Below are 26,745 nucleotides of genomic sequence, written 5' to 3' on the forward strand. Positions count from 1 at the left end.
TCGGGAGACCGGGTGGGATCCGCCGGACGACTGGTGGACCCCGGCCGTCGAATCTCTTTGCACGGCGGCGTTCGAGGGAACCGACATGTCGTCGGCATGCGTGCGTTTCGGACAGGCCAGAGCACGGTCCGGCATCTCGATCGGCGCGGCACTGACCGACTTCGCCGCGCTGACCGACGTGCTCGGCTGGTCGGCTCCGCCGCTGGACCTGATGACCTCGGTGGCCGAGGGGTGGGTCGACGGCGGGCGTTCCCGCGACGACTGCCAGGACCCGCTCACGGGCCTGGCCACCACGGCCTACCTGCGTACGCGGCTGGGCGAGGTGTACCGGGGCAGCGGCCCCGAAGCGCATCCCTCCGCCACGCACGTCCTGATCGTCGTGGCGCTGGCCTCAGGCCTCGACCCGTGGCGGCGGACCGCTCGGCTGATCGTGCTCGGCCACGAGCTGCGCCAGTACTTCACCCAAGGCGAGTCGATCGCACTGCTGAGTCGCGGCCGCATCACCGTGCTCACCCGGGTCTCCGCCGACCTGGAGGAGCGGATGCGGCGACTGCGCGACGAACTGTGCCTCGGCCACGAGGCCGACGTGTGGAGCGTTGCCCTGCCCGACGATCTCGACCATGCCCTGTCGTTCCTTGACGAGGTAGGTAAGCCACCGATGAGCGGTTAGAGACCATTTCCCCCCGGCACCGCCGATAGGCCGCGGCCCCGTTGAGGGGGCAGGGCCCGGCATCGGCGGTCCGCCGACCTGGCGCGACTCGCAGAGGGGGCGAGCGCGCGGGTCGGCACCCGCCGGAGCCCCGCTCCGGCGACGGATTACCGGACGGGTACTGGAGCGGTTTTCTGGCCCTCCTCGACAGGGCGACCCTCCAAACCGACTGGTAATCAAGGGAATGCTGCACCGCAGCATTCCAGGAGGCGCGTCCGCATGGGGAGGCGGGCGCGCCTCCGCCTTTCCATCCACCGACCGATCCCGCGTTGATCTCGGCGATATCGACCGAATACTCGCCGGTATTCGGTCGATATCGCCGAGATCAACGGAAGGAGGGGATCGGGGCTCCCCTTTACAGGCGGCGGGCCAGGTCGAGCAGGGTGTCGGCCTGTTCCTCGACGGAGCCGCCCCTCGCCTCGGCCACCGGCCAATCGCGCAGGGAGGCCAGCCGGGCACACGCGGCATAGCGCTCGTCGGTGAGCAGGTAGCCGCACGGCGCGTCCGGCCAGTCCTGGACCAGGGGCAGCGGCTCGGTGGAGAAGCCCGGAGGGCGGCGCGGCTCGGGGGTCACCGGGGTGTCGGCGGCCCGCGTCTGGGCCGCGACGAGTTCGGCGCGGGTGGGCGTTCCCGGCTGCGGGAGCCAGGCGTCCAGCAGTACGTAGCCCGCGACGTGCCGGTGGGCCGCGCGCTGTGCGGCCCCGATCTGCGGGACCAGCGGGCCGGCGGCGCCCTCCGCGACGAGAAGGAGCGGCGTCGCGGGGGCCGCGTCGGCGATCTCCAGCGCGGCGCGGGCGATGTAGCGGGCGGCGTAGGGCGGCCGGTCGGCGTCGTCGATCGTGGGGAGCACCACGCGCGCGCCGTGCTCGGCCAAGCGCGCGGGCATGTGGCCCCACCGCTCCGGGGTGAACGCCGGGTCGTGCAGGAGGACCAGGGTGACCGCGCTCATTCGTGCGCCGCGGGGGTCGAGGGCATCGGGGGATCGGCCCGACGGGTCTCGGCAATCACCCACTCCAGGTACTCGGGGTTGCCGCCCTCGATGGCGACGGCGACGATCTCCGGTACCTCATAGGAGTGGGCCTCGACCAGATGGGCGGTGAGCTCGTCAAGGCGGTCGCGGCTGGTCTTCATCACGACCATCCACTCCTCGTCGGCGCACACCTCTCCCTGCCAGCGGTAGTGGCTGGTGATGGGACCGCCGACCTGAGCGCAGGCCACGAGCCCGCGCTCGACGACCGAGCGCGCCAGTTCCATAGCCGAGGCCCGGTCGTCCGTCGTCATCTCCACCCGCACGGGCACCGTTTGGGTCATCGAATCCGCCATTCGTACCTCTTGGCTGCTCAGGATGGTGATCGATAGGTCCTAGGCTCAATGGTCATGAGCGATCGTTCGGACCTGCTTCGACACATCAACGATAAGGCCGTAGTGCGCGGCAAGGTCACCCTGTCGTCGGGCCAGGAGGCCGACTACTACGTGGACCTGCGCCGGGTGACCCTGGACGGCGAGAGCGCGCCGCTGGTCGGGCGTGTGCTGCTCGACGTTACGGCCGACCTGGACTACGACGCCGTGGGCGGGCTGACCCTGGGCGCCGACCCGGTGGCCACCGCGATGATGCACGCGGCGAGCGCGCGCGGACAGCGGCTGGACGCCTTTGTCGTCCGCAAGGCCGGCAAGGCGCACGGTCTGCAGCGCCGTATCGAGGGCCCGGACGTCGCGGGCCGCCGCGTGCTGGCGGTGGAGGACACGTCCACGACCGGCGGCTCGGTGCTGACCGCCGTGGAGGCGCTGCGCGAGGCCGGAGCCGAGGTTGTCGGGGTGGCCGTCATCGTGGACCGGGGCGCGCAGGCCAAGGTCGTCGGCGAGGGGCTGGAGTACCGTACCGCGTTCGCCGCCTCCGACCTGGACGTCTGAGGCGCCCGCACGGCGTGTGGCGCGGGACGCACAGACGCGTGGGGGCGCCGGCCGGCGCCCCCACGGAGATACCGCGGGTCAGTGAATGTGGTTCCACTTGGACGGCTTCTCGCCCTTGAACTTCAGCATGAAGTGGTAGGCGTGTGGCACCTTGTGCAGTTTCTCCGGGTCCTTGCAGCCGCCGGAGTTCCACCACTCCTTCTTGGAGGAGTCGACCACTCCGTGCGGGCTGAACCGGTCGCACCTGGTGTCCTTGATGTACATCTTGTACTGGCCGTCCATGCGGACGTAGCCGATGTGGTCCCCGCCCTCGTAGGCGTCGATGCGGTTGTGGCTGTATTTGTAGGTGACGTGCGGGTCCATCTCGGCGAAGGCGGATGCCGGAGTCAGCAGTGCGCCCACGATTCCGGCGGCAGCGGCGGCCCGGCCCATCTCGCGCAGCAGAGTCATGTTCGTCCCCCTCAGTGATGCGATCAGCGTGGTCGGCGTATGACCACCGGACGAACACAAACAGTAATCTTCGCACCACCCAAAGCAATTACCGCGCGCGTGTGATCCAGGGATTTTGCGCGCTTTGGACCAGCGGCGATCGTGGACGACGACCGCTGCGCAGGCATGGATGCGGAGGCCCGGACCGGATCAGGGCGCCTCGGCGGTGAAGGTGTAGCCGGGCTCCTCACCGGAGATGTCCCGCAGCTCGCCGTTGACGTAGACCTCGACGGCGTCCGGACTTCCGATGGTGACGTCGAGGGACGGCTGGTCGAAGCTGACGTACTGCCCCTGCTCCATGGTGACGTCGCTGAGCACGTCCCCACCGGGGATCCGGACGAGTACGTCGCTGGAGTCGCCGACGACCTTGACGTAGAGCACTTCCATCTTCGCGGACTCGGATCTGGCGTCGGCGGAGGTCCCGGCCCCCTCGGAGACCACGCCGCCGCCCGCGCTTCCGGGCAGCGACCGGTACAGGAAGTACCCACCCAGCACGACGAGAGTGATGAAGAGCACGACCGCACCCACGATGGCCACGATCTGGCCAACGCCACGAGGATCATTGCGATGTCGTCCCACGCAGCCGAATGTAGCGTGAATCACCTCTGACAATCGATGCCGGGTGGGCACAGACCCGCATCAATCGCGGGTTTCACCACCTAACGCGACGGGAATTCTACGAATTGTCCACATATTCATCATATGATCCGATGCATTTAACCCGAGCCATGCACTGTTTGCGGGGGTGACGTCAATTTGGACTAGACCCCATACCGGCCGTCCGAGTTCGTAATACTGGCTGCAACGCACCAGCGGGCACACCGCGGGGCGGTCCGACGAAACACCAGGTCAAGCAGGGAGTCACACCATGCCCATCGCGACCCCCGAGGTCTACACGCAGATGCTGGGCCACGCGAAGGCCCAGGGCTTCGCCTACCCGGCCATCAACGTGACCTCCAGCCAGACGCTCCACGCCGCGCTGCGCGGCTTCGCGGAGGCCGAGAGTGACGGCATCATCCAGATCTCCACCGGCGGCGCCGAGTTCCTGTCGGGCGCGACGATCAAGGACATGGTCACCGGTTCGGTCGCGTTCGCCGAGTTCGCCCGCATCGTCGCCGACAAGTACCCGGTCAACGTCGCCCTGCACACCGACCACTGCCCCAAAGACAAGCTCGACGGCTTCGTCCGCCCCCTGCTGGAGATCTCCAAGGAGCGGGTGGCCAAGGGCCAGGAGCCGCTGTTCCAGTCGCACATGTGGGACGGTTCCGCGGTCGAGCTGGAGGATAACCTGCGCATCGCCGACGAGCTGCTGGCCAAGTCCAAGGAGGCGCGCACGATCCTGGAGATCGAGGTCGGCGTCGTCGGCGGCGAGGAGGACGGCATCGTCGGCGAGATCAACGAGAAGCTCTACACCACGCCGGAGGACGCCCTGCGCACCGCCGAGGTGCTCGGCCTCGGCGAGAAGGGCTACTACATGACCGCCCTGACGTTCGGCAACGTGCACGGCTCCTACAAGCCGGGCTACGTCAAGCTGCGCCCCGAGGTGCTGCAGGCGGCACAGCAGGCGGTCGGCGAGAAGTACGGCCGGACCAAGCCGTTCGACTTCGTCTTCCACGGCGGCTCCGGCTCCACCACCGAGGAGATCCACGCCGCCATCGACTACGGCGTCGTGAAGATGAACATCGACACCGACACGCAGTACGCCTTCACCCGCCCGATCGTCGACCACGTCATGAAGAACTACGACGGCGTGCTCAAGATCGACGGCGAGATCGGCAGCAAGAAGGCCTACGACCCGCGCTCGTATGGCAAGGCCGCCGAGGCGGGGATGGCCGCCCGCGTCGTTGAGGGCTGCCAGCACCTGAAGTCCGCGGGCAACAAGCTGAAGTAGCGCCCCAACACGCCCTTACGACCGCCCGCGGGGCGGCACGGCCCCCCGTCCCGCCCCGCGGGATCGGGGGCTTCGCCGTGCCCACTGGGCCGACGCTGGCAGGATGGGGCCCATGGACCTGCACAAGAACCTGCTCGGAGAACCTCCGGCCACGCACCTTCCCGACCTTCCCGAGGCGCGCGAGGCACTGGCCGCCAGCGCTGACGACCCCGCCGCCGTCGCCGCTCGGTTCCCCGTCTACTCGGCGGCCTGGGCGGAGCTCGCCGAACGGGCCTTCGCCGACGGCGACCCGGTAGCCGCCTACGCCTACGCCCGCACCGGCTACCACCGCGGCCTGGACCAGCTGCGCCGGGCCGGGTGGAAGGGCCACGGCCCGATCCCGTGGGACCACGAGCCCAACCGCGGCTTCCTGCGCTCCCTGCACATGCTCGCCACCGCCGCCAAGGCCATCGGAGAGACCGACGAGGCCGAGCGCTGCGCGACCTTCCTGCGCGACAGCAGCGCGGCGGCCGCTGACGAGCTGGAGGGCTAACGTGCGGCTCTGACCAGCACACTCACGGGTCCCGGGGCCGGCGGGGACGGCGCTCACCCGCACTGCCTCGACGGCTCCGGGTCATGTAGGCTCTAGACGCAAGGGCCCCTGTGCTGACTTGCGCCGGGGCCTTAGTTGTGCGTGCACGACACCGCGCGATGTTGTCTGCGGTCAGATCGAACGAATGAAGAGGTAGACGCGGATGCCGGCGATCACACTCGTTGGAGCCCAGTGGGGAGACGAGGGCAAGGGCAAGGCCACCGACCTTGTCGGCAACCGCGTGGACTACGTGGTGCGGTATCAGGGCGGGAACAACGCCGGCCACACCGTCGTCATCGGCGACCAGAAGTACGCGCTGCACCTGCTGCCGTCGGGCATCCTCTCCCCGGACGTCGTGCCGGTGATCGCCAACGGCGTGGTCATCGACCCCGCCGTCCTCTTCGAGGAGCTGCGCGGCCTGCAGGAGCGCGGCGTCACCACCGAGCGGCTGCTCATCTCGGCCAACGCGCACCTGATCATGCCCTACCACCGGGCCCTCGACAAGGTCAGCGAGCGCTTCCTGGGCAAGGGCAAGATCGGCACCACCGGCCGCGGCATCGGCCCGACCTACGCCGACAAGATCTCCCGTGCCGGTGTGCGCGTGCAGGACACGTTCGACCCCAAGATCCTGCGGAAGAAGATCGAGCTCGCGCTCAACGACAAGAACCAGATCCTCACCAAGGTGTACAACCGCCGCGGGCTGGACGCCGAGCAGATCATCGAGGAGTACCTGGGCTACGCCGACCTGCTGCGCCCGTACGTCGCCGACACCTCGCTGGTGCTCAACCAGGCCCTGGACGAGGGCAAGAACGTCTTCCTGGAGGGCTCGCAGGGCACCCTGCTCGACATCGACCACGGCACCTACCCGTTCGTCACGTCCTCCTCCCCGACCTCGGGCGGGGCGTGCGCGGGGGCCGGGATCGGCCCGACCCGGATCACCAAGGTCATCGGCATCCTCAAGGCCTACACGACCCGCGTGGGCTCCGGCCCCTTCCCCACCGAGCTCCTCGACGAGCAGGGCGAGTGGCTGCGCCAGCAGGGCGGCGAGTACGGCGTGACCACCGGCCGCAACCGCCGGTGCGGCTGGTTCGACGCGCCCATCGCGCGCTACGCCACGCGCGTCAACGGCATCACCGACTTCTTCCTGACCAAGATGGACGTGCTGTCCGGTCTCGAACGGATCCCCGTGTGCGTGGGCTACGACGTCGACGGCGAGCGCTGGGACGAGATCCCGATGACCCAGACCGATTTCCACCACGCCACCCCGATCTACGAGTACTTCGACGGGTGGAACGAGGACATCTCCCACGTGCGCTCGTTCGACGAGCTTCCCAAGAACGCTCAGGCCTACGTGCGTACCCTGGAGGAGATGTCCGGAGCCCAGATTTCGGCCATCGGTGTGGGCCCGGGGCGCGACCAGACGCTGGAGCTGCGCTCCCTGGTCTGAGCCCCGCAGCCCCGCACGACGTTTCCCCACGACGACAAAAAGGGTCCGCTACGTGAAAGCCTTGGTCCTCGGCGGCGGAGGCCGCGAGCACGCACTCGTCCGAGCGCTCTCCCGCGATTCGGGGGTGACCGACCTGCACTGCGCGCCCGGAAACCCGGGCACCTCGGCGCTGGCCGACAACCACGTCATCAATGTGCTCGACGGCCTGGCGGTCACCGAGCTCGCCGCCCGCATCGGCGCCGAGCTCGTGGTGGTCGGGCCGGAGGCGCCTCTCGTTGAGGGGGTGGCCGACGCGCTGCGTGAGCGCGGTATCCCGGTGTTCGGCCCGGACCGCGAGGCGGCGCGGCTGGAGGGCTCCAAGGCCTTCGCCAAAGAGGTCATGGAGGCAGCGGGTGTCCCCACGGCGCGCGCCCGCGTGTGCAAGAACCCCGGCCAGGTGGCCGAGGCGCTCGACGCCTTCGGCGCGCCCTACGTGGTGAAGGACGACGGCCTGGCGGCGGGCAAGGGCGTCGTGGTGACCGGGGACCGCGCGCTGGCCGAGCAGCACGCGCGTGAGTGCGGCCGCGTGGTCATCGAGGAGTACCTCGACGGCCCCGAGGTGTCGCTGTTCGTGCTCAGCGACGGCATCCACGCCGTTCCGCTCCTGCCGGCCCAGGACTTCAAGCGCGCCTACACGGGCGACGAGGGCCCCAACACCGGCGGCATGGGCGCCTACGCCCCGCTGCCGTGGGCCGCGCCCGGCCTGGTCGACGAGGTGATGGAGTCGGTGGTCCGGCCGACCATCGCCGAGATGTCCCAGCGCGGCACCCGCTACCAGGGCCTGCTGTATGTCGGCCTGGCCCTGACCTCGGCCGGGCCGCGGGTGGTCGAGTTCAACGCCCGCTTCGGCGACCCCGAGACCCAGGTGGTCCTGGACCGCCTGGCCACACCCATCGGCTCGCTGCTGCAGGCGGCCGACACCGGGGCGCTGGGCGGCATCACCTCGCTCGACTGGCACCCGGGCGCGGCCGTCACCGTGGTGATCGCGGCGGAGAACTACCCAGGCGACCCGGTCAAGGGCGACCCGATCACCGGCATCGACGCCGCCAACGCGGTCGAGGGCGCCTACGTCCTGCACGCGGGCACCGCCTGGAGCGGCGCCCGCGACCTGAAGTCCAACGGCGGCCGCGTGCTGAACGTGGTCGGCACCGGCCCCGACCTCACCCAGGCCCGCGGCCGTGCCTACGAAGCCGCCGCCAAGATCGAGCTGCGGGGATCGTTCTTCCGTACCGACATCGCCGAGAAGGCGGCGCTCGGCAAAGACATGCGCTAAGGCGGCGGGCCGGACACGTCGGTTCCAGCGACCTGGTGTGCGGCCGGCAGCGCTGCGTGAATGACACCCCTGTGGCGACGAGCCGTTTTCCACAGGGGTGGCCTGGGTCCTACTCCAGGGGTGGAGACCTGCGAAGATAAGGGTGTGATCGAGCGCTACACCCTTCCGGAAATCGGGCGCGTCTTCAGTGACGCCCACAAGTACGAGCTTTGGTGCCAGGTCGAGACCCTGGTGATGGAGGCGCACGCCGCCGCGGGGACGATCCCGGCGGACGCGGTCGAGCCGGTGCGCAAGGCGCCGCCGCCCACCCCCGAGCGGGTGGCGGAGATCGAGGCCGTCACGCAGCACGACGTCATCGCCTTCCTGACCGCGTGGGCCGACAACACCGAGCCGCGCGACGCCGCCGCGTGGGTCCACTTCGGGATGACCTCGTCGGACCTGCTGGACACCGCGCTGGCCGCGCAGCTGGTCGAGGCCACCGACATCCTGCTGGCCAAGGCCGACACCCTGGTCGCCGCGCTGCGCGACCACGCGCTGGCACACAAGGACACGCTGCGCGTCGGCCGCACCCACGGGATCCACGGCGAGCCCGATGTGTGGGGGCACCGCGTGGCCGACTTCGCGTTCGGCATGGCCCGGTCCCGCGACCGGCTGCGCCGCGCCCGCGAGGCCGTCGGGGTCATGGCGATCTCCGGGCCCGTCGGCACCTACTCCAACATCGACCCGAAGGTCGAGGCGTATGTCGCCGAGAAGCTCGGCCTGCGCCCGGCCGACGTCTCCACGCAGGTGGTGCTGCGCGACGGCATCTCCGAGTGGGTGTCCTGCCTGGCGATCATGGCCACCGTGTGCGAGGCCATCGCCCTGGAGGTGCGGCACGGCCAGCGCACCGAGGTGCGCGAGCTGTGGGAGCCGTTCGGCAAGGGGCAGAAGGGCTCCAGCGCCATGCCGCACAAGAAGAACCCGATCATGTCGGAGCGCATCTGCGGCATGGCGCGCAACGTGCGCGCCCAGATCGTGCCGGTCATGGAGGGCATCCCGCTGTGGCACGAGCGCGACATCTCGCACTCCTCCACCGAGCGCATCGCTCTGCCGGACGCCGCGATCGCCACCGACTACCTGCTCAACCTCACCACCAAGCTGGTGAGCGGGCTGGTCGTCGACACCGACCGGATGCGGGCGAACCTCGACTCCACCAACGGCTTGATCTACTCCTCCACGGTCGTCTCCGAGCTGCTGGAAACGGGGATGTCCCGTGAGGACGTCTACGCTCTCGTGCAGACCGCGGCGATGCGGACGTGGGAGACCGGCACCGCGTTCCGCGAGACGCTGCGCGCGGAGGCCTCCGCGCGCGGGGTCACACTGGACGAGGCGCGGCTGGACGAGGTGTGCCGGCCGGAGCGCTTCGTGCAGCGGCTCGGCGGCGTCTTCGAGCGGCTGGCGAAGGTGAGCTAGCCGCCCCGGCCGTCGCGTCCGGCTGATCCGGCCGAGGGGGGGCGAGGAGCGGACATCCGATGAGGGCCGACCAGTGCATCGACGTGGTCCCACGACGCCGGGGCTCCCGACGCTCCGGGGGCACGGCAAACCAGCGGCGCGGGCCGGGGACCGCACTGGTCGGCCTCTGCCGCACCCGCGTCCCGGCAGCCGCCGCGGAACCGGCCAGTGCGGCCCTTACGGGCTCCGCGGGCCGCACAACCCGCACGGCCAGCCCGCCGGGTCCCACCCCCGCCCCCGGGCCCTGACCGCCCGTACTGACGCTTTTCGGCGGGGCCCAGCTCCGCCCCACCGATCCGAGATGGACAAGGACACCCACGTTTTGAGCGGCTTCGTCGTCAAACCCGAACCCGTCCAGGTTCCCGGCCTCACGCACCTGCACACCGGCAAGGTCCGCGATCTCTACGCGACCGCGGGCGGCGAGCTGGTGATGGTCGCCAGCGACCGCGTCTCCGCCTACGACTGGGTGCTGCCCACCGAGATCCCCGGCAAGGGGCGACTGCTGACCCAGCTGACGCTGTGGTGGTTCGAGCGCCTTTCCGACCTGGTACCGGGCCACGTCCTGACCGACACCCCGCCGCCCGGCGCACCCGCGGACTGGGCCGGGCGCACGCTCGTCTGCCGCAACCTGGAGATGATCCCGGTGGAGTGCGTGGCGCGCGGCTACCTCACCGGGTCCGGCCTGGCCGAGTACCGGCAGACCGGCACGGTTTGCGACGTCCCCCTTCCGCCGAGCCTGGTCGACGGCTCCCGGCTGGAGGAGCCGATCTTCACCCCCGCGCTCAAGGCGGAGGTGGGCGAGCACGACGAGAACGTCTCCTTCGCCGCCGTGGCCGCCGCGCACGGCGAGAAACTCGCCGCCGAACTGCGCGACCTCACGCTCGCCGTCTACGCGCGCGGGCGCGCGATCGCCGAGGATCGCGGCATCCTGCTCGCCGACACCAAGTTCGAGTTCGGCCGCGGCCCCGAGGGCGAGCTGGTGCTCGCCGACGAGGTCTTCACCCCCGACTCCTCGCGGTTCTGGCCGGCCGACTCCTGGAGCCCCGGCCGCGCCCAGCCGTCGTTCGACAAGCAGGTCATCCGCGACTGGCTGACCTCGCCCGCCTCCGGCTGGGACCGGGCCGCCGACACCCCGCCCCCGCCGCTGCCCGACGAGGTCGTCGAGCGCACCCGGGCCAGGTACATCGAGGTCTACGACCGGCTCACCGGCTCGGCCCCTGCCATCGACCACCACTGAGCCGACAGCGGCCGGCCGGGGCCGGGCCGGCCGCGCCCCCATCGCGGGCATCACCCCTCCCGGTGATCCCCACCACGATGGCCCCGAAGGCGACGCACAACGCATACAGTGGTACCCGTTCTGTGCCAGGGCGGGCTTCCGGTTCCGCCCCACAGGCGCACAGGACAGTGTGTCGACCTGCCGCCGGGCGATCACGTGGCCTCTTGGCGGGCCCGTCTCCTCCTGAAACCCCCGCCGCGATCCTCCCGCCGCTGGGCATTGGAGACCCGCCGCCGGATATGTCGTCACCGGTCCTCGACGCCGACGGCTGTGCCGATCCCCTCGCCGGGCCGCACCGCGCATGTCCCACGTCCAACCGTGGCGGGCGACACTCCCCCGCAGCATCATCACCGACATCCGCCACACGAATGGAGTACATGCGCATGGGCCAGCAGGTTCGCTACCGCGTCCGTGGCGGCCGTTCCCTCAAAGGAACGGCCTTCATCCAGGGCGCGAAAAACGCCGTCCTGCCGATGATCGGCGCCGCGCTGCTCGCGTCGGAGGGCCGAACGGTACTGCGCAACGTCCCCATCATCGAGGACGTCCGCCGTGCGCTGGAGCTCGCCGAGCACATCGGCGCCAAGGTGGAGTTCCACGAGCCCGAGCGCACGATCGTCATCGACGCCAGCGAGCTCGGCGATCCCGAGCGCGCCGTCCTCCCCGCCGACATCGCCGCCCGCTTCCGCGGCTCCGTGCTCTTCGTCCCGGCGCTCATGCACCGCATGGGCCAGGCGCGTATCGAGGGCGTCGGCGGTTGCAACCTGGGCAGCCGCAAGCTCGACTTCCACTACCGCGGGTTCGCCCGCCTCGGCGCCGAGGTGACCGAGGACGCCGAGCGCAACCACATCAACATCACGGCCTCGAACCTCCGCGGCGGCCCCCTCTATCTGGACACGCCCTCGCACACCGGCACCGAGAACCTGATCATGGCCGCGGTGCTGACGCCGGGGACGACGGTCATCGAGCACGCCGCGTTGGAGCCCGAGGTCCTCGACGTCATCGAGTTCCTGACCCGCATGGGCGCGAAGATCTCCGGCGGGGGTACCGGCATCATCACCGTCGAGGGCGTCGCGTCGCTCACCGCCGTCGAGCACACCATCATGTCGGACCGGATCGACGCCGGTGTGCTGGCGATGATGGCCGCGGCCACCGGCGGCGAGGTCAGCCTGGTCGGCGCGCACCTGGACCACCTGGGCGTCGCGCGCTGGAAGCTGGAGCAGATGGGCGTGGAGTTCGCCCAGCAGGGTGCGGTGCTGCACGTGCGCCGGGACGCCGACGCCCCCCTGCGTCCGATCAACGCCGTCACCTCGCCCTACCCGGGCTTCGCCACCGACCTGCAGTCGCCGCTGATGGCGCTGGCCACGCTCGCCGACGGCGAGAGCTACCTGCACGAAGCCATCTACGACGGCCGCTTCGCCCTGGCCGACGAGCTGAACAAGATGGGCGCCAAGATCGAGGTCGACGGCACCCGTGCGATCGTGCACGGCTCCCCCTCGACCCAGCTGCGGGGGACCGACGTCGTGGCGCACGACCTCCGCACCGGCGCCGCTCTGGTGCTGGCCGGTCTGGTGGCCGAGGGTGAGACGGTCGTGGCATCGGGCTACCTGGTAGACCGCGGTCACTCTCAGTTCGCCAGCCGCTTGGCCGCTTTGGGCGCCGATGTCACCCGCGAAAGCGCGGCATAAGAGACAAATACCCAGTTCACGCCGGGGTGGGAGAGCGATCTTTCGCCCAGGCTTTCAGCGTTCTGTGTGAAACGATCTTCATCTGCCCCGCACAATGGGTACGATCGCGGCAATCATGCCGTGACAGAAACAGGTTCGGGAAACCAGTGGGCGCACATAGTGAAGAGCGTGGAATGGTAGCGGGGAGCAGCCCGAGGTGAGTGCGCAGCGTACTGGCGATTTGACAATTGGTGTCATTGGGCCCCATGAAGTGGTGGAGCGCATCATGCTCATGGGGCCGGGGTCTACGGGCCCACTCAACGCCAGACTGATCGCCGCCGCCTATCGAGACGAGCAAGAGGCGACCGACAAGGTACTGCGCCTGGGGTCAGCGATCGATGCCTATCTGTTCGCGAGCCCCGTCCCATACGAGTTCGCACGTAAGGCGGGGGTACTGACCATGCCCGCCACCTACGTGCCGCTCGGCGGGGCCAGCCTGCACGAGGCCCTTCTGCGGGCCACCTTGGACGAGAGATTCGAGCCCACACGGGCCAGCCTCGACGTGCTCGGCCGGGCCGATGTCGTCGAGGCGTACTCGGAGGTGGACCTGCCTGTCGACGGCATCCACGTGCATGAGGAGCTGACCAGTACGGCACAGCTCACCTCGTTCCACGAGGGGCTGTGGCGGCGCAAGGCCACCCGGATGGCCATCACCTGTGTCCGGGGCGTGGCCGAGCGGCTGGAGGCGATCGGGGTACCGGTGATTCGGCTCCGTCCGACCAACGCGGGCGTGCGCAGCGCCCTGCAGACCGCCGGTCTGCTCGGGGCGCACCACCGCCTGGAGGAGGCGCAGCTGGGCGTGGTGATCGTCGACGTCCCCACGCTGCGCGACTCCACGCGGCGCTCCACCCCGCGGTACTGGCGCGACGAGCTGCGGCTGGCCCTCCACCGGCTGCTGCTGCAGGAGGCCCACCGCATCAACGCGGCGGCGCACCCGGTGGACGACCACACCTTCATGGTCACCGCGACGCGGGGCTCGTTGGTGTCGGCCACCGAGGGCTTCCGGCAGCCGCCGTTCGTGGAGCGGATCAAGGCCGAACTCGGCATCGCCATCGAGGTCGGCATCGGCATGGGGCGCACCACGCAGGACGCCGAGACCCACGCCCGCGCGGCGCTGAGCCGGGCACAGGCGACCCGGCAGAGCTTCGCGGTCGACCGGGAGGGCCGGTCGCTGGTTCCGGCGCAGCGTGCCCCGCAGCGGCAGACGGCGGAGCCCCTGCGCACCAAGGGCCGCGAGACCCTGGTGCGGCTGTCCGAGAAAATCGCCGAGGAGGACGGCCCGCTGGTCGTCGACGCGGAGAACGCGGGGCGGATGCTCGGTGTCACCCCGCGGACGGCCCGGCGGCTGCTGCGCACCCTCGTCGAGGAGGGGCTCGCCTGGCCGTTGCCGCCCAACCGCACGCTGCAGCCGGGGCGCCCGCGCCAGCTCTACCGGCTGATCGTGGAGAAGCTCGACAAGGACAAGGCCGGCAAGTAGCCGGGGCCACCGCCACCCGGCACACCGGGCCGGACGGCAGTGGCCGGGGGGCGGTCGCCCTGGTCACCGCGGCCGCCTCCGGCGCCGCTGGTCGCGCGACCAGCGGCGCCAAGCGGTGGCGCCGAGCGGCGGCGGCTCAGCCCTTGTTGCGCGCCGGATAGGCATGGGCCACGGCCAGCAGGGCGTCGTTCTCCTCGGGCGTGCCGATGCTGATCCGCAGCCCCTCGCCGGCGAACGGGCGTACGGCCACACCGGCGGCCTCGCACGCGGCGGCGAAGTCGAGGGTGGCGTCGCCCATGCGCAGCCACACGAAGTTGGCCTCGGTCGGCGGCACCTCCCAGCCGTCGGCGATCAGCGCGTCGCGCACCCGGCCCCGCTCCTTCACGGTGAGCTCCACGCGCTCCAGCAGCTCGCCCTCGGCCTCCAGCGAGGCCAGCGCGGCGGCTTGGGCCAGGTGGTTGACCGCGAACGGCACCATCGTCTTGCGGACGGCCGTGGCGACGTGCGGGTGGCCGATGAGGAAGCCCACGCGCAGCGCGGCCAGGCCGTAGGCCTTGGAGAAGGTGCGCAGGACCGCGACGTTGGGGCGGTCGCGGAACAGGTCGAGCCCGTCGGGCACCTGGGGGTCGCGGACGTATTCGCGGTAGGCCTCGTCGAGCACCACGAGGACGTGGTCGGGAACGCGGGCGAGGAAGGCGTTCAGCTCGGCCTCGCGGGCGGTGGTGCCGGTGGGGTTGTTCGGGTTGCAGACGAGGACCACGCGCGTGCGGTCGGTGATGGCGTCGGCGAGCGCGTCGAGATCGTGCGTCTCGTCGCGGAGAGGCACGCGTACCGACGTCGCGCCGGACAGGTCGGCGAGCAGCGGGTAGGCCTCGAAGGAGCGCCAGGCGTAGACGACCTCCGCACCGGGCTCGGCCGTGGCCTCAAGGAGCTGCTGCAGGACACCCACGGAGCCGGCACCGACGGCCACGTGGTCCTCGGGGACGCCGAACCGGGCGGCCAGGGCCGCGGTCAGCGCGACGGCCCCGGTATCGGGATAGCGGTTGATCTCGCCGGCCGCGGCGGCCAGCGCGTCGAGGACCGAGGGCAGCGGACCGTACGGGCTCTCGTTGGAGGAGAGCTTCACCGACCGCCCGTCCGGGCCGGCCACCTTGCGGCCCGGCGTGTAGACGGGGATGGAACTAAGTACAGCCCGGAAATACGACGAATTCCGCTCCGACACCATTGTCCTTCCTCGATACTCTGTGCAAGTCCAAGAATACGCTCGGCGATGGCCCGCCGAAAATGCCCACTCGGACCTCAGCGGCAATATCGCACAGAAGAGGAAATAGCACCATGGACCACCCTCGTTCGCTACGCAAAGTAGTCATTAAAGTGCTCACCGTTTCAGCTCTCGTCTCCGCGCTTACCGCCTGCGGCTACGCGAGCGGAGGCGAGGCGGCCAACGACGACCCCAACGCCGAGGCCGCGGCCAAGCTGCGCGACGCGCAACTCGTGCAGTTCGGCGACGCCAAGATCGTCGCCGAGCGCAGCGAGCAGGGCACCTACGCCCGGATGGCGACCATCCAGCAGACCGAGCAGCTGCGCGAGTCGGCCGACATGGACAAGCCCGAGTGCCTGGACGCGGCGAACCGGTGGGGGCGGCTGAAGGAGGTGCGGGAGGCACCGAGCTCGCTGGCGACCTTCCTCCAGGGCGAGGACACCATCGCGCACATGCTGATCGCGACCGGAGAGAAGACCGCGCAGAAGGTGGTCGACACCCCGACGCCGGAGGAGTGCTCCGAGTACGAGGTGCGGTTCGAGGAGGGCGCGACGACCTCGTACACGGTAGAGGAACTCGACATCGACGACGTGGCCGACGCCTCCCGGGCCTACACCGTGGAAACCGAGATGGAGAAGGAGACGGCGGTGTTGCACAGCCTCGTCTACCGCAACGGGGACAACCTGGGGATCACCTCCATCCTCGGTTCCAAAGAGGAGGGGGATTACGAGAAGACCCTGCGCGCGTTCACCGAAGCGGCGATCGAGCGCGAGGACCGGGTCTTCCCCTAGCCCGCGCCGCGGCCTGGGCCGTGCCCCCGTACGGCAGGGCAGCGGGGCACCCGCGGATCCCCGGCGGCACGGGGACGGGTGGCGCTCGGGGTAGCCGATGCACTAGAGTCAGGGCTTATCGAACTGGCGTTCGAAAAGATCGGACGTGGGCGGCGCGATCACGGCAGCGCACCTGTTGGGCCTAGCGGCGGTATGGCCGAACGGCGTCGGGAGCGCCCCCCACGTCCTCTTGCCACATGCCGTCGCCGACAGGACCTCACCCGGGGGCGGTCTTCGAGGGATCCTCCACCGGAATCACCGTGTCGGGCAGCTCGACGATCTCCCGTTCCCCCGGCGCGGGCAGAGCGGATTGTGCGGCCACCTCACCGAGAACCGCCAGGATCTCCCCACTCGCCACGTCGCTGATGGCCGCGCGGACCGCGGGTCGGCGGCCCCGCACATGGACGCCGAACACCACGTCGACCTCCCGGTTGTCGCGCGTCCCAGCGAACCGGACAAAACGCCAGCAGCCGTGCCGCCACACATCAGCGGGCTCGCCGCTGGGTTCGTTGATCAGCGCCATGTTGGCGCGCCACACATCACTGGCCTTCAACCGGGTCAGGGTCCGTCGCAGCGGCACCTCGCGCAGCTCACACGGCTCCAGGTGGAACAGGCGTATCGCGAGCTCGTTGAGTTCCGGGGACAGGGCGGCGATCAGCACGACCTCGACCGCCATGGCCACCAGGTGCGTCGCCGTGGGAGCGGCGACCACGACCACGCCGGTGGACTCCAGCCCGATGGTGGAGACGGCCGCGGCAGCGAGGACGAGTGCCCGTGCGATCGCGCGCCACCCCACCGGGGTCGTGCTCAGCCCACCGAAGCAGCCGCACCCCAGCTCCGGGTCGCGCTCGCGCAGCCGGAGCAGCAGGAGCGCCGCCACCGTGAACAGGGCCGCGGTAGCGCCGCGGGCGATGTCGCCCGGGAGGGCGGTCAGCGTGAGCAGTCCGACGGCGAGCACGGCTTCGAGCCAGCCCTGGGCCAGCTCGAAGCGGCGGCGGACCCGGGCCGGAAGCAGCGCCGCCGGGCCGTTCCCGCGCGGCGAGCGGTCGGCGAACTTGGCGACCGCGCCGAGGAGCAGGAGCAGCGTCAGGATCGGCAGTTGGATCTCGCGCACCGCACCGGCGATGTCGGCCGCGTCGGCGACGCTGGCGACGTCGGTCACGTTGATCGCAAAGGTCTCGACGACCATCTCGTCACCCCACTGTCAGCGTCGCGTTGAAGCATCCGGACTCTGGGCTCCCGCCCATGGCGACAAAACTCATCAGGGTCAGCTGCGCGATACGGCCGCTGGCCTCGCTCTCGCAGGCGGTGCACACGTCGCAGAAGCGGCCGGCGGCCGAACCGCAGGACAGCACCGGGATCGTGGCCGAGATGCCGGTGCAGTCGTTGCGCAGCGAGAACGTCATGCCGATGGAGAGCAGGGGCAGAGGACCGCAGCTCTCGTCACGGTCACACCCGCCGCCGCAGTCGCTGCTGCGGTCCAGCGCCGGGTAGGCGGCGCCCACTGCGCGGGCAAGCGGGTTGACGTGCGTCGACCGCCCCAGGGCCGGGTCGTACCAGCCGACGGTTCCCGACACCGCACCGGGGAAGCGGTGGACGGGCGGGCGGCGCGGGGCCTCCTCGACGGGGTAGGGAGCCTGGGTGGTGGCCGGGATCACGGCGTGCACAGCGCCGTCGTGCCACACGCCGGTGGCGTCGAAGAGATAGCCGGGTTCGAGGACCGGGTGGCGCACGCCGATACGCCCGGATGCGCGGTAGGGGATCACGACGTGGCGGCGGGGCCGCCCGTGCCCCTCGTCGACCTCCAAAGCCTCGCCGTCCCGCCTGGCGATCACACCGGTGACGCGAGCGATCTGCGCCCAGACGCGTTCGGCCACCCAGCGTCCGCCGTGGGCGCAGCGGATCACGACGTCGTCTCCGGGGTGCAGCGCCGAAGAGTCGACATCGCCCCCGCGCCAGAAGGTGGTGCTGCGCTCGAAAAGGAAGGGCTCTTCGCCACGCGGTGTCGCGATGCGCAGCATGTGCGGCGTGATGTCGAGGATCACGCCGCGCGCGACCCGGCCCGGAAGAGCGTCGGCGGCGGGGGCCGCCTCCTCACCGAGGACGGCGGCGGTGAGCCGTCGCCGATCACCTAAATCTACTGACATCGCCCCTCCTGTTCCGCCGTGCCCGGTTCCATTTTCGCCCTCCGCTCCCAGGTCAGGGTGTTACACGCCGATCGACCCCGTTTTCGTCATCAATCCCGGGTTATGGCTCGCGCGCAACGCCCGGGGGAAGCGACCGCAATGTCACCTTCGTCTGGCACTGGATCCCCTGTGGGCGGGTTGATCGCTATCCGCCCGATCATTCGCGTTTGTTCGAACATGATGCGAAAGAGAGCTGATCATTACGTATCGCGTGCAACAGTGAAGAACAAGGTGAAGATTGTGACCGAGACCACGCCATAGCCCACGAGGGCGGACGCGAGGGCGAGACCGCGCAGCCACCCGCGGGGGCGGACAGCACGTGGTCGCGAGCCCGGATCGGTGGTCCGTGTGAAAGATACGACGCGGCGAACCAGGTACGAGGAGTTCTCCGGCTACGTCGACGAGCGTGGCCCGGCGCTGCTACGGATGGCACGATCACTCACGGGCAACCGCGCCGACGCGGAGGACCTGCTCCAAGCGGCCCTGCTGAAAACCTTCTTCGCGTGGGACCGCATCAACAGCCCGAGCGCCCGCGACGGCTACGTGCGCCGGGCTATGGTCAACACCCAGATCTCCGAATGGCGCCGCAAGCACCTGGAGATCTTCCCCACCGAGGAGATCCCCGAGCAACAGGTCGACGACCCCACCTGGAAGAGCGACCTCGCCGACCTGCTGCACCGCGCCATCGACCGTCTCCCGGAACGGCAGCGGGCGGCCGTCATGCTCCGCTACTACGAGGACATGTCCGAGGCTCAGATCGCCGAGCAACTCGGCATCACGGTCGGCACGGTCAAGAGCACCCTCTCCCGCGCCGTCGCCAAACTCCGCCTCGACGCCGACCTCGCCATCGAACGCGCCATGTCCTGAACCCGCCCGCCTTCCCCATTCGTTTTGCGCGCGCACCCGGCACTCTGTACGCTTGTCCCTGCCAGGAGGATTCGCCTAGTCCGGTCTATGGCGCCGCACTGCTAATGCGGTTAGGTGGCAACGCCTTCCGGGGTTCAAATCCCCGATCCTCCGCATCTGGCCTGGGGCTTCTCGCACAGCGGGAGCCCCAGGCCGTTTTCTTTGCCGGGCAGGACCGGCCCGGGATCCATGCCAAGGGCACCGTTCGGACGCACGCCGACCGCCCCCGTAAGCCGCTGATCTGCGTGAGCGGACCACGCCTTCGCCCGGGCACCGCACCGCATGTACATGCGGTCCGTCGAACACGTCCCCGCCTCCGCGCGGGCCCGGGCCGGAGTAAACGGCCCCCTGCGTTTCGTGCCGGGGCTCCCTTTGACGACCTTGATGCGCGGGAAGTGCTCCGGCCGCAGGACACTAGCGGGTAAGGACGCGCTCAGTCAGGACACGGGGGCCGTCCGCGGTGATGGCGACCGTGTGCTCGGAATGGGCGCCGCGTGAACCGTCGGCCGAGCGGATCGTCCAGCCGTCCGGGTCGAACACCACCCGGTCGGTCGTCCGGGCGAACCAGGGTTCGATGGCCAGGGTCGTGCCCGCCCTGAGTTTGAGCCCCCGGCCCGCGCGCCCCCGGTTGGGTACGTGGGGCTCCTCGTGCATGGTCCGGCCGAGGCCATGGCCGCCGAACTCCGTGTTGACGGGGTAACCGTAGTCGGCCGCCACCGCGCCGATCGCGGCCGAGATGTCACCCAGGCGATGCCCCGGACGCGCGGCCTCGATGGCGGCGTCCAGCGCCATCTCGGTGGCGCGGATGACCCGCAGGTCCTCCTCCGCAGGGGTACCGACGATGACGGTCCGGGCCGAGTCCGCCACCCAACCGTCGATCCCGACCGCCATGTCCATGCTGAGCATGTCCCCGTCACGGAGCGTGTAGTCGTGGGGCAGCCCGTGCAGGACCGCGTCGTTGACGGACAGGCACACAACGTTGCGGAACGGCCCCTCCCCGAACACGGGAGCGTAGTCCCAGTAGCAGGACTCCGCCCCGCGTCGGCGGATCATCTCCCGCGCGTGGTGCTCCAGGTCGAGGAGGTTGACGCCGACGTCAGCGCGGTCCCCGAGCTCGGTCAACACCTGGGCGACGAACTCCCCCGTGACACGCATGAGGTCGATCTCCCGCGCTGATTTCAACTCCATGACGGACATCCTCTTCTCGTTGCTTTGACGGGCGTCTGGGAGGTCTTCCGCACCCTCACCGGGGCACCCCGGCCGACCGCCCGCCGGGGAACGCGGTGAGCTGTCGTCCCAGTTCGACCACCCGGTCGCTCAGGGGACGGAACGCGAAGTGCTCGGGTCCACTCACGGACATGTCGGCGGTGATCCCCAGCGTCGTGGGCCACCCCGCAGGGAGTGGGCGGTGCCGCGCGGGACGGTCAGCGTGTTGACGGCGGCCTGCCAGCCGTGGGCAGTCGTGGCCAACCCGACGGGGCGACCATCCAGGCAGGGGCGGACCTCGTCGCGCTGTACCATCCACATGGTCGATGGCGCCTAGGACGGCTCGGCCCGCCGAGCATGCCTGGCGGGGCGGATGCGCAGGTCGTCCGCTGTCCGCTCGGTGCCGTCCTCGGCGATGTAGCCGACCCGCACGGGCTGACCCGAGGCGTCGTCGGTGACGGCGAGGGGGGCGCTGTCCGGCTGCAGGTGCTTGTCGCCCCACTCCATCAGCGCCAGTACCACGGGGGTGAGGTCGCGGCCCTTGGCTGTGGGCACGTACTCGTACCTGGTGCGGCTGCCGAGCTCCTTGTACGGCTGGCGCGTGAGCAGCCCGGCCTCGGTGAGCTGCTTCAGACGGGATGCGGCGACCGCCTCGGTGACGCCGACCCGTTCGACGAAGAGGTCGAACCGGCGGGTCCCGTAGAGCAGGGCCTCGCGCATGATCAGCATCGACGAGCGCGGTCCGATGACGTCCAGGGCCATCGCCATTCCACACGCCTCCGGTCGCCAAGAGCGCAGATCGGCGAGAGAGCGGTCCAGCTTGATGGTCATATCCCGAAGCCTAGGCGCCCCCGGCTAACTTGACATCTCCATAGCCAGAAATCTAGGTTGCTGACTATGGAACCCCATAGTCAGACCTCGCGCGGCGACATCCGGACCACCGTGTTCGCGCCGCACTGGGCCGGTTTCGGCGGGACCCACGGCGGTCTGGTCGCCGCCAGCCTGCAACAGGCCGCCACCGACCTCCTTGGCGGGACGCCCCGCTCGGTGACCGCGCACTTCCTCGACGCCGTCCCGCCCGGAGCCGCCGAGATCCGCGTCCGTAAGCTTCGCGGCGGCCGTTCGGCGGCTTCGCACGCCTCGATCGACGGTCTGGCGACCGCGCTGGTCCGTCACACACACGGACCGGAATCTCCCCCCGCGACCTGGCCCGGTGACGCGCCGTTCCTGGCGCGGCGCCCGGCCCCCGAGTCGCTGAACCGCTTCACACCGCCCCCGGCCGTGGCCAGGTTCGGTCAGCACGTGGACATCCGGCCGCTCGGCGCGTCCCGCCCGCTCGCCGCCGGAGCCGAACCCGCCTACGACGCATGGGTCCGGCTCGCCCTCCCCACCCCCGACCTCGACCACCTGGGCACCCACGCTCGGCGTCTCATCCTCGTCGACGCGATGCCGCCCGGCCTGTTCGCCGTCTGGGACCGGCCCGCGCCCGTCCCGAGCCTGGAGCTGTCGGTGCACTTCGCGCCCTGCTCCGACGAGTCCCCATGGCACCTGGTCCGCCACCGCACCGTCTGGGCATCCGCCGACATGTGCGTGGACGAGACCACCCTGCACACCCGGAGCGGCGAACTCGCCGCGCAGGGGCGCCAGCTCCGCCGGATCCTGCCCCACTGACGCGCCCCCAGGCACCGCGCGTCTCACCCACCGAAGAGGACACCGACATGCCCGAAGCAGTCATCGTCGACGCCGTACGCACCCCCATCGGCAAGGGAAAACCCGACGGCGCCCTGCACGGCGTCAACGCGGTGGACCTGCTTGCCCACAGTCTCGACGCCCTCCTCCGACGCACGGCTCTGGATCCGGCCCTGGTGGACGACGTCATCGGCGGCATCGTCACCCAGCACGGTGAGCAGGCGGCCAACATGACGCGCCGCGCGCTGCTGGCCGCCGGGTTCCCCGAGTCCGTCCCCGCCACCACCGTCGACCGCCAGTGCGGCAGCAGCCAGCAGGCCGTCCACTTCGCCGCACAGGGGGTCATCGCGGGCGCCTACGACATCGTCGTCGCCGCCGGCGTGGAATCGATGGGACGGGTGCCCATGGGCGCCAACCTGGCGGGGGCGGCCGACGCCTTCGGGGGAGGGCTTCGCCAAGCGCTACCCCGGCGGACTGGTGGGCCAGGGCATCGCCGCCGAACTGATCGCCGCCCGCTGGGGGATCTCCCGGCAGCGCATGGACGAGTTCGCCCTCACCAGCCACGCTCGGGCGGCCGAGGCCACCCGGCGCGGAGCCTTCGACGGCCAGCTCGCCCCGATCAACGGCCTGACCGCCGACGAGGGGATCCGCGAAGGCAGCACCCTCGACACCCTCGCCGTCCTGCGCCCCGCCTATTACGACGAGGCCACCGCCGCCCGATTCCCGCAGATCACCTGGGATGTCACCGCGGCCAACGCCAGCCCGCTCAGCGACGGCAGCGCCGCCGTCCTCATCATGAGCGCCGAGCGCGCCGCGGAGCTGGGCCTGCGGCCCCTCGCCCGGCTGCACAGCTTCGCCGTCGCCGCCGACGACCCGCTCTTCATGCTCACCGCGGTCATCCCCGCCACCCGGAGGGTGCTGGAGCGGGCCGGGCTGACCATGGACGACATCGACATGTTCGAGATCAACGAGGCCTTCGCGTCCGTCGTGCTGGCCTGGGCCGCAGAGACCGGTGCCGACCTGGACCGCGTCAACGTCAACGGCGGCGCGATCGCCATCGGCCACCCGCTGGGCGCCAGCGGAACCCGCCTGATGACCACCCTCGTCCACGGGCTCCACGAGCACGGCGGCCGCTATGGCTTGCAGGCCATGTGCGAGGCCGGAGGGCTGTCCAACGCCACCATCGTCGAACGGCTCTGAGCACAGGGGGGTGCCATCACCCGCATGGTTCGCGTGCTCCGACTCCACCAGGCCGAAGGGTGCCGTGGTGCGGTTGCCGCGCGGAGTGAGCAGGGCCCCGCAAGGTAAGCCCTGCCCTGCCTTACCCTCTGCTCCCTCACCTCGGGACGGGCGCTTCCCCACACGGCAGACGCCGTACCGTCCGGAGGAACGCACCCGGTCTGCTCTCTAGGGGATCGGGGCCCGACGCGGTGCGCTGAGTCCCCGATCCCGCTGGATGCGGACCGGCTCGGGCCCGCTTCACGGCGGCGCGGGCCGATGGCGGGCGCCGTAAGTGCGGGGAGGGCCTCCCCTTTTCCTCCGCCGGACACCGCGGGGAACGCGCTGCGGCTACTCGTCGTCGCCCTCCAGGAGGTCACCGACTTCGTCGATGGCTTCGGCCGCGATAAAACCGGCGGCCAGGCCGCCGACAGCGCCCGCGGCCATGCCCATGCCGCCTCCGCCGTGATCGTCGTGGCCGTAGTGCCCGTGGGGCTGGTGGCCGAACCCACCGAAGAGCCCGCGGTGGCGTTCGAGGGCCTGGTCGATCCAGCTGGCGACCTGGGCGGCCCAGTCGATGCGGTCGGCGTCGGCGTGATCGACGCGGAAGTGGCCGTAGACGTCCTGGCCCGAGGTGAAGAGGCCGCCGCGCTTGTCGAATTCGATGACGACGTCCATGCCGTGCGGGTCGGCGATGAAGGAGAGTTCGAGTTCGTTGACCTCGTGGGCGTAGCGCGGTGAGGCGTAGTACTCGATCTCCTGGAACAGCGGAAACTCCTGGCGGGTACCGCTGATGTGGCCCTGTTCGACGTCGGTGTGCTTGAGCTGGAAGCCGAGGCGGGCGAACGCTTCCAGGAGGCGGTCCTGGGAGGGGACGGGATACACGCGGAGCGGGTCGAGATCGCCCTTGTCGATGGCTCCGGCGACCGCGAGCTCGGTGCGCACGCCGACGACCGCGCCGGGGAGCGGGGCACCGCCGGCCTCGGTCAGCGGGGTCTGCCAGGGCACCGGGTAGCGGAAGGGGATCGACCTGCGCTCACCCGCCGCGAGGTGGAACGGGCCGGTGACGGGTACGCGGGCAAACCCCGCCTGGACCTGGCTTTCGCCCTCGTCGTGCTCGATCTCCGCGCGGGTCGCGAGCGAGAGGGCGATCTCGTCGATGCGGGAGTCGACCTCGCCGCCCTGGAGTTCGATGTGCCCCTCGATCGTGCCGCCGGGGTAGACGTGCGGGTTGGCCAGGACGGTGTCGACGCTCGGTCCGCCGATGCCGAAGGCGGCGAGAAAACGTTTGAAGCCCATTGCGTCCCTTCCAAGGAGCCGTCGGCGCACCGGAGGGGTCCGCGGCGCCGGGGCGGTTCGTGGTCCTGTCTCTAGTCATGACGGCGGGGCGCTGCCGTCGGTTCCACGGATCGGGCTCAACACAGGCCGAAGGGCGGTTTGATGAAGGAGAGTCGGCCGCTACCGGGATGGGTGTCGGCCGATGCGGGGATGGGGGTGAACACCTCACGTGGAAGGGGAGAGTTCCAGGCCTGGTCCAGCATGACGGTCGAGGCGAGCCTGCCGATCTCGTCGGACCCGCGAGCACCGTGGCCATTGCCTCCGATGACGACGCTGAAGCTCTCGTCCGCGTCGATATGGCCGATGTAGGGGTACTTCGACGGCGTTTTCTCGATGATGCAGCATGCCGAGCGAACCGACGTCGGCCTCATGTCGGGAGCCAGTATCCGCATCATGTCCATCAGGAACCCGGATTGGCGGGGCGTGATTTCCTGCCCCGAGTACCAACCGACCATGTCTTCCACGGTTGTCAGCTCTTCGACAAAATGCTGCATTCTCGGGCCGATCCGCATGTACCACCTGCCGAGGTATTTCGCAGCTGCCGAGCCGAACATTCCAGCTCCCACAACGACAGCTTCATAGATCTCCGAAATAATTCTCTGGCCCTCCTAATGCTGGGCGGTTGCGGTATCTCCGGATTGTCGGTCGACGGTACTGGATTTCCGTCGCATCCGATCAGGACCGACGCCTTGGCCTGCACAAAGAACCAATCGAACAGCCAGAGCCGACGACGGCGACCGTCGCACGCTCCATCGTTGTCTGCACCACCCATGGCCGCATGTGGCCAGATCGACGGCGCCGACTTCTTCCACGTAGGGGCCATCGCAAATCCATTGACATCAACTACACATGCGTCTAAGTTCGGCAGTTGGCAAACCACCGAGACCAATCGAAGATCACATAACAGCGATCTTCCATTCCCACACCCGACCCCCCATCCAACACATTTTCCATGTGCGGCGCAATTCTCCAGCGGAGGCTTTTTGCCATGCGCGTTGCAGTGACTGGCGGCGACGGATTCATCGGCAGGTACGCGATCGACCATCTGCGAGAGCGCGGACACGAGGCGTTCGCTGTGGACCGGTCATCAGGGGTGGACATCCTTCACGACGTGCTCGGCACAGCTTTGAAGGGCGTGGACGGTGTCGTGCACCTGGCGGGGGTTCTCGGGACCGAAGAGCTCTTCGACCAGGTGGACGATGCCATCGATATCAACGTGAAGGGCACCCACCGCGTGCTGGAGGCGTGCCGGGGGAACGGCGCTCGCTTTGTCGGGATCACGATGCCGCAGGTCTGGAAAAACGTTTATCAGGCGACCAAGAACTGCGCTCAGCAGCTCTCCTATGCGTGGTGGCAGAACTTCGACGTACCCGTCAGCCACGTCCGGGCGTTCAACGCCTTCGGGCCGGGGCAGAAACACTACGGTGTGCAGAAGATCGTTCCTACCTTCGCGGTCCGCGCGTGGAGCGGGCGGCCGATTCCGGTGTGGGGTGACGGGACGCAGACGGTCGACCTGGTCTACTCCGCCGACCTCGGCCGCATGCTGGCCGACGCCTTGGGCTTCGGCGACTGCGAGGTGTTCGACGGCGGAACGGGCCACGCCATGACCGTGCGGGAGGTGGCCGAGATGATCCTGGAAATCACCGGGTCCACGGCCAGCATCGAGTACCTGCCCATGCGCAAAGGGGAGACGAAGACGGACATCGTCGCCAAGGGGGAGGGCTGGGACCGGCTCGGCTGGAGGCCGGAGTTCCGAGCCGGGGATCTGGAACACACGGTGCTCTCCTACAAGCGATTCGCGGATGCCTGAGTA

Annotated in this window: 25 protein-coding genes, 1 tRNA gene and 1 pseudogene; 16 read left to right on the forward strand and 11 right to left on the reverse strand. The window is 69.9% G+C overall.

The features are described from left to right. Window positions 1-85 precede the first annotated feature (85 nt). Window positions 86-670: a hypothetical protein gene (locus tag ABD259_RS00640; RefSeq protein ID WP_344159366.1), complete on the forward strand. Its 585-nt coding sequence runs from the start codon at window positions 86-88 to the stop codon at window positions 668-670. A gap of 394 nt (window positions 671-1,064) precedes the next feature. On the opposite strand, the gene ABD259_RS00645 is transcribed toward ABD259_RS00640, so the two are convergent. Beyond that, the gene (locus tag ABD259_RS00645) at window positions 1,065-1,658 is read right to left on the reverse strand and encodes a hypothetical protein (protein ID WP_344159368.1); all 594 of its coding nucleotides are present in this window, start codon (window positions 1,656-1,658) and stop codon (window positions 1,065-1,067) included. Continuing rightward, window positions 1,655-2,020, reverse strand: a complete 366-nt coding sequence (cutA, locus tag ABD259_RS00650; RefSeq protein ID WP_344106788.1) for a divalent-cation tolerance protein CutA — start codon at window positions 2,018-2,020, stop codon at window positions 1,655-1,657. Before cutA ends, ABD259_RS00645 begins: the two co-directional genes overlap by 4 nt. A gap of 66 nt (window positions 2,021-2,086) precedes the next feature. Between cutA and pyrE the strand changes: the two genes are divergently transcribed. Beyond that, window positions 2,087-2,620 (forward strand): orotate phosphoribosyltransferase, encoded by a 534-nt coding sequence (pyrE, locus tag ABD259_RS00655; RefSeq protein WP_344106790.1) that lies wholly within the window; start codon window positions 2,087-2,089, stop codon window positions 2,618-2,620. Between the two features lie 78 nt (window positions 2,621-2,698). On the opposite strand, the gene ABD259_RS00660 is transcribed toward pyrE, so the two are convergent. Together ABD259_RS00660 and ABD259_RS00665 are read right to left on the reverse strand one after the other, a co-directional pair. After that, window positions 2,699-3,070, reverse strand: a complete 372-nt coding sequence (locus ABD259_RS00660; protein WP_344159371.1) for a hypothetical protein — start codon at window positions 3,068-3,070, stop codon at window positions 2,699-2,701. Between the two features lie 189 nt (window positions 3,071-3,259). After that, on the reverse strand, window positions 3,260-3,646 hold the full coding sequence (locus ABD259_RS00665) for a RodZ domain-containing protein (RefSeq protein ID WP_344159733.1): 387 nt from the start codon (window positions 3,644-3,646) through the stop codon (window positions 3,260-3,262). A gap of 331 nt (window positions 3,647-3,977) precedes the next feature. Here ABD259_RS00665 and fbaA point away from each other — a divergent pair, with 331 nt between their 5' ends. From fbaA to ABD259_RS00705, 8 genes are all read left to right on the forward strand, one after another. Next, on the forward strand, window positions 3,978-5,000 hold the full coding sequence (gene fbaA / locus ABD259_RS00670) for a class II fructose-bisphosphate aldolase (protein WP_344159374.1): 1,023 nt from the start codon (window positions 3,978-3,980) through the stop codon (window positions 4,998-5,000). A 112-nt stretch (window positions 5,001-5,112) separates the two neighbouring features. After that, entirely contained in the window at window positions 5,113-5,532 is a 420-nt protein-coding gene (locus ABD259_RS00675) for a DUF3151 domain-containing protein (RefSeq protein WP_344159377.1), read from the forward strand. Between the two features lie 202 nt (window positions 5,533-5,734). After that, the gene (locus tag ABD259_RS00680) at window positions 5,735-7,018 is read left to right on the forward strand and encodes an adenylosuccinate synthase (protein ID WP_344106796.1); all 1,284 of its coding nucleotides are present in this window, start codon (window positions 5,735-5,737) and stop codon (window positions 7,016-7,018) included. Between the two features lie 52 nt (window positions 7,019-7,070). Continuing rightward, a complete protein-coding gene (gene purD / locus ABD259_RS00685; protein WP_344159380.1) occupies window positions 7,071-8,330 on the forward strand; it encodes a phosphoribosylamine--glycine ligase in 1,260 nt (419 codons plus the stop codon). A 144-nt stretch (window positions 8,331-8,474) separates the two neighbouring features. Then, on the forward strand, window positions 8,475-9,782 hold the full coding sequence (gene purB / locus ABD259_RS00690) for an adenylosuccinate lyase (protein WP_344159383.1): 1,308 nt from the start codon (window positions 8,475-8,477) through the stop codon (window positions 9,780-9,782). A gap of 361 nt (window positions 9,783-10,143) precedes the next feature. After that, window positions 10,144-11,058: a phosphoribosylaminoimidazolesuccinocarboxamide synthase gene (locus ABD259_RS00695; protein ID WP_344159736.1), complete on the forward strand. Its 915-nt coding sequence runs from the start codon at window positions 10,144-10,146 to the stop codon at window positions 11,056-11,058. 416 nt (window positions 11,059-11,474) lie between these two features. Continuing rightward, window positions 11,475-12,782, forward strand: a complete 1,308-nt coding sequence (gene murA / locus ABD259_RS00700) for a UDP-N-acetylglucosamine 1-carboxyvinyltransferase (protein WP_344106842.1) — start codon at window positions 11,475-11,477, stop codon at window positions 12,780-12,782. Window positions 12,783-13,047: 265 nt separating this feature from the next. Next, window positions 13,048-14,298 (forward strand): transcriptional regulator, encoded by a 1,251-nt coding sequence (locus ABD259_RS00705; protein ID WP_344106801.1) that lies wholly within the window; start codon window positions 13,048-13,050, stop codon window positions 14,296-14,298. Between the two features lie 136 nt (window positions 14,299-14,434). Here ABD259_RS00705 and hisC read toward each other — a convergent pair whose 3' ends face one another. Next, a complete protein-coding gene (gene hisC / locus ABD259_RS00710) occupies window positions 14,435-15,523 on the reverse strand; it encodes a histidinol-phosphate transaminase (protein ID WP_344106802.1) in 1,089 nt (362 codons plus the stop codon). A 149-nt stretch (window positions 15,524-15,672) separates the two neighbouring features. Here hisC and ABD259_RS00715 point away from each other — a divergent pair, with 149 nt between their 5' ends. After that, on the forward strand, window positions 15,673-16,350 hold the full coding sequence (locus tag ABD259_RS00715; protein ID WP_344106803.1) for a hypothetical protein: 678 nt from the start codon (window positions 15,673-15,675) through the stop codon (window positions 16,348-16,350). A 256-nt stretch (window positions 16,351-16,606) separates the two neighbouring features. On the opposite strand, the gene ABD259_RS00720 is transcribed toward ABD259_RS00715, so the two are convergent. Both ABD259_RS00720 and ABD259_RS00725 read right to left on the reverse strand, forming a co-directional pair. Continuing rightward, complete coding sequence (locus ABD259_RS00720; RefSeq protein ID WP_344159386.1) at window positions 16,607-17,578, reverse strand: MauE/DoxX family redox-associated membrane protein; 972 nt, start codon at window positions 17,576-17,578, stop codon at window positions 16,607-16,609. Between the two features lie 4 nt (window positions 17,579-17,582). After that, a complete protein-coding gene (locus ABD259_RS00725) occupies window positions 17,583-18,536 on the reverse strand; it encodes a hypothetical protein (protein WP_344159389.1) in 954 nt (317 codons plus the stop codon). 387 nt (window positions 18,537-18,923) lie between these two features. On the opposite strand from ABD259_RS00725, the gene ABD259_RS00730 reads away from it, so the two are divergent. Further along, entirely contained in the window at window positions 18,924-19,442 is a 519-nt protein-coding gene (locus ABD259_RS00730) for a SigE family RNA polymerase sigma factor (RefSeq protein ID WP_344159392.1), read from the forward strand. A 64-nt stretch (window positions 19,443-19,506) separates the two neighbouring features. Next, window positions 19,507-19,595 (forward strand) — tRNA-Ser (locus ABD259_RS00735). Between the two features lie 300 nt (window positions 19,596-19,895). Here the strand turns inward: ABD259_RS00735 and map are convergent. After that, window positions 19,896-20,678: a type I methionyl aminopeptidase gene (gene map, locus ABD259_RS00740; protein WP_344159395.1), complete on the reverse strand. Its 783-nt coding sequence runs from the start codon at window positions 20,676-20,678 to the stop codon at window positions 19,896-19,898. A gap of 342 nt (window positions 20,679-21,020) precedes the next feature. Further along, a complete protein-coding gene (locus ABD259_RS00745) occupies window positions 21,021-21,518 on the reverse strand; it encodes a winged helix-turn-helix transcriptional regulator (RefSeq protein WP_344106809.1) in 498 nt (165 codons plus the stop codon). A gap of 66 nt (window positions 21,519-21,584) precedes the next feature. On the opposite strand from ABD259_RS00745, the gene ABD259_RS00750 reads away from it, so the two are divergent. Both ABD259_RS00750 and ABD259_RS00755 read left to right on the forward strand, forming a co-directional pair. Next, complete coding sequence (locus ABD259_RS00750) at window positions 21,585-22,358, forward strand: acyl-CoA thioesterase (RefSeq protein WP_344106811.1); 774 nt, start codon at window positions 21,585-21,587, stop codon at window positions 22,356-22,358. A 47-nt stretch (window positions 22,359-22,405) separates the two neighbouring features. Continuing rightward, window positions 22,406-23,576, forward strand: a pseudogene (locus ABD259_RS00755) (thiolase family protein). A gap of 369 nt (window positions 23,577-23,945) precedes the next feature. Here the strand turns inward: ABD259_RS00755 and ABD259_RS00760 are convergent. Together ABD259_RS00760 and ABD259_RS00765 are read right to left on the reverse strand one after the other, a co-directional pair. Next, window positions 23,946-24,893, reverse strand: a complete 948-nt coding sequence (locus ABD259_RS00760; RefSeq protein WP_344159398.1) for a sporulation protein — start codon at window positions 24,891-24,893, stop codon at window positions 23,946-23,948. 116 nt (window positions 24,894-25,009) lie between these two features. Continuing rightward, the gene (locus ABD259_RS00765) at window positions 25,010-25,486 is read right to left on the reverse strand and encodes a hypothetical protein (RefSeq protein WP_344159401.1); all 477 of its coding nucleotides are present in this window, start codon (window positions 25,484-25,486) and stop codon (window positions 25,010-25,012) included. Window positions 25,487-25,920: 434 nt separating this feature from the next. Here ABD259_RS00765 and ABD259_RS00770 point away from each other — a divergent pair, with 434 nt between their 5' ends. Beyond that, a complete protein-coding gene (locus tag ABD259_RS00770) occupies window positions 25,921-26,742 on the forward strand; it encodes an NAD-dependent epimerase/dehydratase family protein (RefSeq protein ID WP_344106815.1) in 822 nt (273 codons plus the stop codon). The last annotated feature ends 3 nt before the right edge of the window (window positions 26,743-26,745 follow it).

The sequence above is a fragment of the Nocardiopsis rhodophaea genome, assembly GCF_039530945.1.
Lineage (GTDB): Bacteria > Actinomycetota > Actinomycetes > Streptosporangiales > Streptosporangiaceae > Nocardiopsis_C > Nocardiopsis_C rhodophaea.

What these genes read in the sequence shown, in the direction of transcription:
- ABD259_RS00675 (WP_344159377.1), top strand. Translation starts at nt 5,113, where the DNA reads ATGGACCTGCACAAGAACCTGCTCGGAGAACCTCCGGCCACGCACCTT.
- ABD259_RS00645 (WP_344159368.1), bottom strand. Translation starts at nt 1,658, where the DNA reads ATGAGCGCGGTCACCCTGGTCCTCCTGCACGACCCGGCGTTCACCCCG.
- murA (WP_344106842.1), top strand. Translation starts at nt 11,475, where the DNA reads ATGCGCATGGGCCAGCAGGTTCGCTACCGCGTCCGTGGCGGCCGTTCC.
- hisC (WP_344106802.1), bottom strand. Translation starts at nt 15,523, where the DNA reads ATGGTGTCGGAGCGGAATTCGTCGTATTTCCGGGCTGTACTTAGTTCC.
- ABD259_RS00770 (WP_344106815.1), top strand. Translation starts at nt 25,921, where the DNA reads ATGCGCGTTGCAGTGACTGGCGGCGACGGATTCATCGGCAGGTACGCG.
- ABD259_RS00680 (WP_344106796.1), top strand. Translation starts at nt 5,735, where the DNA reads ATGCCGGCGATCACACTCGTTGGAGCCCAGTGGGGAGACGAGGGCAAG.
- ABD259_RS00725 (WP_344159389.1), bottom strand. Translation starts at nt 18,536, where the DNA reads ATGTCAGTAGATTTAGGTGATCGGCGACGGCTCACCGCCGCCGTCCTC.
- map (WP_344159395.1), bottom strand. Translation starts at nt 20,678, where the DNA reads ATGTCCGTCATGGAGTTGAAATCAGCGCGGGAGATCGACCTCATGCGT.
- ABD259_RS00750 (WP_344106811.1), top strand. Translation starts at nt 21,585, where the DNA reads ATGGAACCCCATAGTCAGACCTCGCGCGGCGACATCCGGACCACCGTG.
- ABD259_RS00660 (WP_344159371.1), bottom strand. Translation starts at nt 3,070, where the DNA reads ATGACTCTGCTGCGCGAGATGGGCCGGGCCGCCGCTGCCGCCGGAATC.
- fbaA (WP_344159374.1), top strand. Translation starts at nt 3,978, where the DNA reads ATGCCCATCGCGACCCCCGAGGTCTACACGCAGATGCTGGGCCACGCG.
- cutA (WP_344106788.1), bottom strand. Translation starts at nt 2,020, where the DNA reads ATGACCCAAACGGTGCCCGTGCGGGTGGAGATGACGACGGACGACCGG.
- ABD259_RS00745 (WP_344106809.1), bottom strand. Translation starts at nt 21,518, where the DNA reads ATGACCATCAAGCTGGACCGCTCTCTCGCCGATCTGCGCTCTTGGCGA.
- ABD259_RS00640 (WP_344159366.1), top strand. Translation starts at nt 86, where the DNA reads ATGTCGTCGGCATGCGTGCGTTTCGGACAGGCCAGAGCACGGTCCGGC.
- ABD259_RS00705 (WP_344106801.1), top strand. Translation starts at nt 13,048, where the DNA reads ATGCTCATGGGGCCGGGGTCTACGGGCCCACTCAACGCCAGACTGATC.
- pyrE (WP_344106790.1), top strand. Translation starts at nt 2,087, where the DNA reads ATGAGCGATCGTTCGGACCTGCTTCGACACATCAACGATAAGGCCGTA.
- ABD259_RS00765 (WP_344159401.1), bottom strand. Translation starts at nt 25,486, where the DNA reads ATGTTCGGCTCGGCAGCTGCGAAATACCTCGGCAGGTGGTACATGCGG.
- ABD259_RS00760 (WP_344159398.1), bottom strand. Translation starts at nt 24,893, where the DNA reads ATGGGCTTCAAACGTTTTCTCGCCGCCTTCGGCATCGGCGGACCGAGC.
- ABD259_RS00720 (WP_344159386.1), bottom strand. Translation starts at nt 17,578, where the DNA reads ATGGTCGTCGAGACCTTTGCGATCAACGTGACCGACGTCGCCAGCGTC.